This window comes from Paenibacillus sp. N119s (assembly GCF_059447605.1).
Genome location: NZ_JCAJRU010000318.1, coordinates 1 through 4,637, shown reverse-complemented (window position 1 = coordinate 4,637; position 4,637 = coordinate 1). Strand labels below are relative to the sequence as shown.

At 45.9% G+C, this 4,637-nt stretch carries 6 protein-coding genes; 2 read left to right on the top strand and 4 right to left on the bottom strand.

Annotation, left to right across the window (positions count from 1 at the left end; translation table 11 throughout):
- Positions 1-149: 149 nt before the first annotated feature.
- Both AC5V8P_RS23630 and AC5V8P_RS23625 read right to left on the bottom strand, forming a co-directional pair.
- Positions 150-1,364, bottom strand: coding sequence for a class I SAM-dependent methyltransferase (locus AC5V8P_RS23630; protein ID WP_063212819.1), 1,215 nt, complete (start codon positions 1,362-1,364; stop codon positions 150-152).
- Complete coding sequence (locus AC5V8P_RS23625) at positions 1,351-2,007, bottom strand: DUF6483 family protein (protein WP_064797202.1); 657 nt, start codon at positions 2,005-2,007, stop codon at positions 1,351-1,353. The genes AC5V8P_RS23630 and AC5V8P_RS23625 overlap by 14 nt, the downstream gene beginning before the upstream one ends.
- Positions 2,008-2,284: 277 nt before the next feature.
- Between AC5V8P_RS23625 and AC5V8P_RS23620 the strand changes: the two genes are divergently transcribed.
- Positions 2,285-2,851 (top strand): pyridoxamine 5'-phosphate oxidase family protein, encoded by a 567-nt coding sequence (locus AC5V8P_RS23620; RefSeq protein WP_063212821.1) that lies wholly within the window; start codon positions 2,285-2,287, stop codon positions 2,849-2,851.
- A gap of 93 nt (positions 2,852-2,944) precedes the next feature.
- Here AC5V8P_RS23620 and AC5V8P_RS23615 read toward each other — a convergent pair whose 3' ends face one another.
- Positions 2,945-3,739: an alpha/beta fold hydrolase gene (locus tag AC5V8P_RS23615; RefSeq protein WP_064797203.1), complete on the bottom strand. Its 795-nt coding sequence runs from the start codon at positions 3,737-3,739 to the stop codon at positions 2,945-2,947.
- An 88-nt stretch (positions 3,740-3,827) separates the two neighbouring features.
- Positions 3,828-4,418 carry a spore protease YyaC gene (yyaC, locus tag AC5V8P_RS23610; RefSeq protein WP_064797204.1) on the bottom strand — a complete coding sequence of 197 codons (591 nt, stop codon included), beginning with the start codon at positions 4,416-4,418 and terminating at the stop codon, positions 3,828-3,830.
- Positions 4,419-4,538: 120 nt separating this feature from the next.
- On the opposite strand from yyaC, the gene AC5V8P_RS23605 reads away from it, so the two are divergent.
- Positions 4,539-4,637, top strand: a 99-nt coding sequence (locus AC5V8P_RS23605) for a DUF1128 family protein (RefSeq protein WP_495473923.1), incomplete at its 3' end; no start/stop codon positions are given.

Here is a 4,637-nt window from a genome sequence, read left to right as displayed (position 1 = left end):
TCGCGACATTGTGGAAGGTGGATCGTGATGTCTTGTGCACCGCTTTTAGAAGTGCCTATGGCGGGTAGCTGTTTGCGTATAGAAACCATAAATTGTAAACTACAAAAAAAGTGGAGCCCCCTGCTGCGGCTCCACTTTTACTATGTTCCTTAGCTGTGTGACTGCTTCTGCCCCGCTCCTTCGGGAAGCAAATCCGCACAAGCACGTTCCAGGTAAGGATCAGCATGTATAAAATCCCGAAATGCTGTGTACTCACGCCACAAAACAGAACGTTCTCCCGCTTGACCTTTAACGGCACGAATCAGAATATTTTTAGGGGTATGCTCCATATCGATAAATTCCAGTAGCTGTGTCCGATACCCCATCATATCCAGCAGCTTGGCCCGGATTCCATCCGTTGCCAGTGCAGAAAAACGCTCCTTCAAAATACCGTGGGAGAGCAAAGGCTCCAATACCGGATTTTCCAGTTGACTAAACAGCTCGTGCTGGCAGCACGGAACCGATAAAATGACGGATGCTCCCCAGCGGACAGCTTTTTCCAGCGCTGCATCTGTTGCTGTATCGCATGCATGCAAGGTAACGACCATGTCCACCTGCTCCAGTTCATTGTAATCCGCAATATCTCCGACCAGAAACTCCAACTGCCGATATTGCAGCTTTTGAGCCAGAACATTACAGGTTTCAATGACATCTGCCTTTAAGTCCAAGCCGACAATCTGCAAAGGTCGCTTTTGCTGCACAGCCAAATAGTGATACAGAGCAAAGGTCAAATACGACTTGCCGCAGCCAAAATCCACAATCGTCAATGGGCGGCCTACCGGAAGGCTGGGCAATACATCCTGCACCATTTCGAGAAAACGGTTGATTTGACGGAATTTATCATACTTCCGAGCTAGTACCTTACCGTCCTCATTCATGATGCCGAGCTCAATCAGGAAAGGAATACGCTCTCCTTCCTCTAGCACATATTGCTTTTTGCGATTATGAGACAGATCGGCTTTACTTTTGCTCGGTGACTTTGTCAGAATGGATACTTTATATTTTTTACTGATTAGCACCTGATAGTCTGCATCCTTGGCACACAGCAGTCCTTGGCGGAATGTATCCTCAAACAAGGCAGTCATGCGCTCATTAGCTTCGTCAGGAGTCAGATTTTCATGAATGACTTTGTTGCTGTAATGAAAGGCAAACTGGTAATGCAGTTTGTTTTTCAATTCTACAGGTTTGATTTGTACTTTAGTAAAAGAAGCATCCTCGCGTTTGCGCAGCTGACTCAGCGTTGCTGTGATGAGGGAACCTCCCGTGGTTAATTGGTATACAAGTTCGCGCAGTGAATCCAAAAGGTACATCTCACTTTCTTTCATGTAATTGGGTGATCTCGGACAACCCCTCGGTGATTTCCTGACGTGAAATTCCACCCCGTTCCAGCTCTGCATTGGTCTTATCCAGTAACTGACTGTAAAATGTCTCTGCTTCCAATCTCAGCTCTGGCTGCTCCCACGCCAATCCAAACCAGACATCGGCGGCTTTATCCAGCCTGTTTTCGCGCTCATAATGAAGAGCCAACAGCTTGCTGGTTTCAGGTGGAAGCTCATATTCATGAACCAGTTTCACGATACATGCTATTCGTTCGGGCAGGACCTGTAGATCACGAGTCGCGCCATTCAGATCGCTGTACAAATATAAATGAAGAGTTTTCATTAAAATTCGTATGCCCTCGTCTATTTTGCTGGTTTCCAAGTATATAGCAGCTTCTTCTTCCAGAATGCGAGCCACTTGCTGAAGCTCATCCGCTTCCATCCCAGGTCCCATTCGGAAAAGCTCAATAATTTGTTCCGGCGGCAATCGTCTGAGCAAATCTGAACGAAGGCGAAACTGCTTGTTGAGTAAGTCATCTAGTTGTTTTAGCGCTTCGACGTGTTTATTTTCACGCCTCAGCCCAAGCACCGATGCTACTGCGGATGTCAATTCTTCCATCATACCTAGCAAATAATCTTTTCTAAGCAAGCTGTTCCCTTCCTTTCATCCCGATGCCTAGAGAATCAGGAACCTTGTCCCTTCTGATTGTATGACATCCTTGTCTAAAAGCCAAATGTCGCCCTCATGGCGTAATCCCATTATTCGAAAATTTGCTATTGATCCTCTGTTATTCTTATGTTATTTTTGTTTCATTAGAAACAAAAATAATTGTTATGTATTATTAATCCACGTAATATAATAAAATATTTATTTTCGACCGAAACAAAATTACGCTTTGATATTTTTACGGGGAGGATGTTAACGTATGGGAAAACAATTTAGTTCGATACTACCGGAATATAAGGAGTTTATACAGCGACAGCATATTTTCTTTGTAGGATCAGCACCTGTATCTGAGACGGGGCATGTGAATATTTCCCCCAAAGGATACGACTCCTTTCGTATATTGTCAGATCATCAGGTAGCCTATCTTGACTTGGCGGGAAGTGGCAATGAGACAAGCGCACACATTATAGAGAACGGACGGGTAACCATCATGTTCTGTGCATTTGAAGGCGAACCTTGTGTATTAAAGCTCTATGGTACTGGTGCAGTCGTACTGCCCGATACAAAGCGTTGGCATGAGCTGTATCCTCTCTTCAATCCACTGCCTGGAGCAAGACAAATCATTGTTGTTGATGTTCATATGGTGCAACATACATGTGGGTTTGCAGTTCCCTTTATGACATACACGAGTGAACGGGAAAAGCTGAAGGACGTGGCGATTCAGATGGGCGAAGAAGCACTTAGAAAGTATGCATACGAGAAAAATTTAGAGAGTATCGACGGTTTGCCAACGGCGTTTGCCTTGAACAAAAACAATAGGACTTAGGCATTCTATACATCTAATAACAATTTGTATACAAAAAACCGGATCCCCTCTGTTACCACATCAGAAGGTTCCGGTTATAGGACTTACCTTACTCTACTTCTTCACGTTCTGGTCCAAAAATGACAAGATGGCATTCGCTAATAACTCTGGTGCTTCGAACAAGCTCATGTGTCCAGACTGCGGTAGGGTAACCTGAGTAACTCCGGCCCGATCTGTTGTAAACGTCCGTGCTGGAGGTACAGCCTGATCCTGCTCTCCTGCTACTAAAAGAGCTGGCAATGCAGAAGCTGATAACACATCCCGACGGTCAGGACGTTCGCGCATAGCCAGCGATGCTCCTACGGCTCCTTGTGGAGGTGTTTTGTAGCCAATTTCTTTGACTTTGAGTAGTTGGCTCGACATCGACTCCACATGTTCAGGAGCGAACAATCCTGGTACGAGTCCATCTACAAAGGTTGTAATCCCTTCCGTTTGAATGGTGGATACAGCCTTATTGCGCTTTTCCTTACCTTCGTCTGTATCTGCATAAGCCGTGGAATGAATCAGTCCAAAGGCTGTAAGACGCTCGGCATGTCTTTGGACTGCGGAAAGGGCTAAGTAACCTCCCAGAGAGTGACCAAACCATGCAGCCTGGGGAATGTCCAATTGTTCTTGAAGTTTAAGCACATCATCTGCCATTTGATCAATCGTGTAGGCTCCGAGTGGAGCATCGCTGCGTCCGTGTCCACGCAAGTCTGGAACAATACAACGATAGCTCGGGGACAGCAAGGGAACAACTTCATCCCAATAGGAGGAGCTTCCGCAAAATCCGTGCAATAAAATGATAGGATCTCCTTTTCCCTGCTCGGCATAGCAGATTGTCGTTCCTTCGCATAATACCTTTTCCATGTGGAACCCTTCCTTCTCTGTATATAATCTATTGGTTCTGAACATATTAGTAAGTAGAACATGCTGATGTATATTATTAAGCAGACCGTCAATATCTGAAACGGTAGCCTGCTGGAAAATCCTGCGAAGCTGTTTTTAAGCCAAATTCACAAGCTGCTGCATCAGCAATATATGCAGCCATCGTCATGACCAGGTGAAGCGACGTCATCTGGAGTGTCCAGTAGGGTTTGGGACTGCGCTCATTTACAATCGCTGCCACGCTATAATGACCGACAGATGGCAGAGGCAGCCCGACCGATCGCGCAGGGGTTAGCGGCTGACGAGCAACAAGGAACATTCCCGTTGAGCCGTGCTGTCCAAGACAAGCATCTATGGCGATCACGTGATGATCTTGGGGAATACGCTTCAAGTATGAGACCAGATGATCTGCGTCACAGGGCTCCGTCATGGTGCCAATCACATGCGGAAAGCCTTGATCCTTGAGCATGGTGCCTACCAGTGGTCCAAGTGAATCTCCCGACGAGCGATCTGTACCGATACAGACAAATGTCAACTTATCTATAGCATGCTGATGTTGAATTTCTCGGAAAAACAATGCGAGTCCAGCGCGATCTGTTTTCTCTACATTAGGTTCTAAGGGCGAGCGACCGGATGCGGAAGCTCGATTATACAAAGACAACGTTATCCCTCCTCCTTATTACAGCTGTATATCGGCAATCTGGCTATCAGTACATTCTACAACAAAAACATGATACAATACAGGCAACTTCCCCTGTTATGAAAGGATGGAACATTAACGATGGATTTGTCTGTACCGTCTCATGCCAACATTGAGTATATGATTGAGGGCATTAAAACCAAGCTCCGTATGGCGAGTGGTGCTGCTATGCAGGCTTCC

Coding starts and splice junctions, on each gene's coding strand:
- AC5V8P_RS23615 (WP_064797203.1), bottom strand. CDS start 3,739: ATGGAAAAGGTATTATGCGAAGGAACGACAATCTGCTATGCCGAGCAG.
- AC5V8P_RS23630 (WP_063212819.1), bottom strand. CDS start 1,364: ATGAAAGAAAGTGAGATGTACCTTTTGGATTCACTGCGCGAACTTGTA.
- AC5V8P_RS23620 (WP_063212821.1), top strand. CDS start 2,285: ATGGGAAAACAATTTAGTTCGATACTACCGGAATATAAGGAGTTTATA.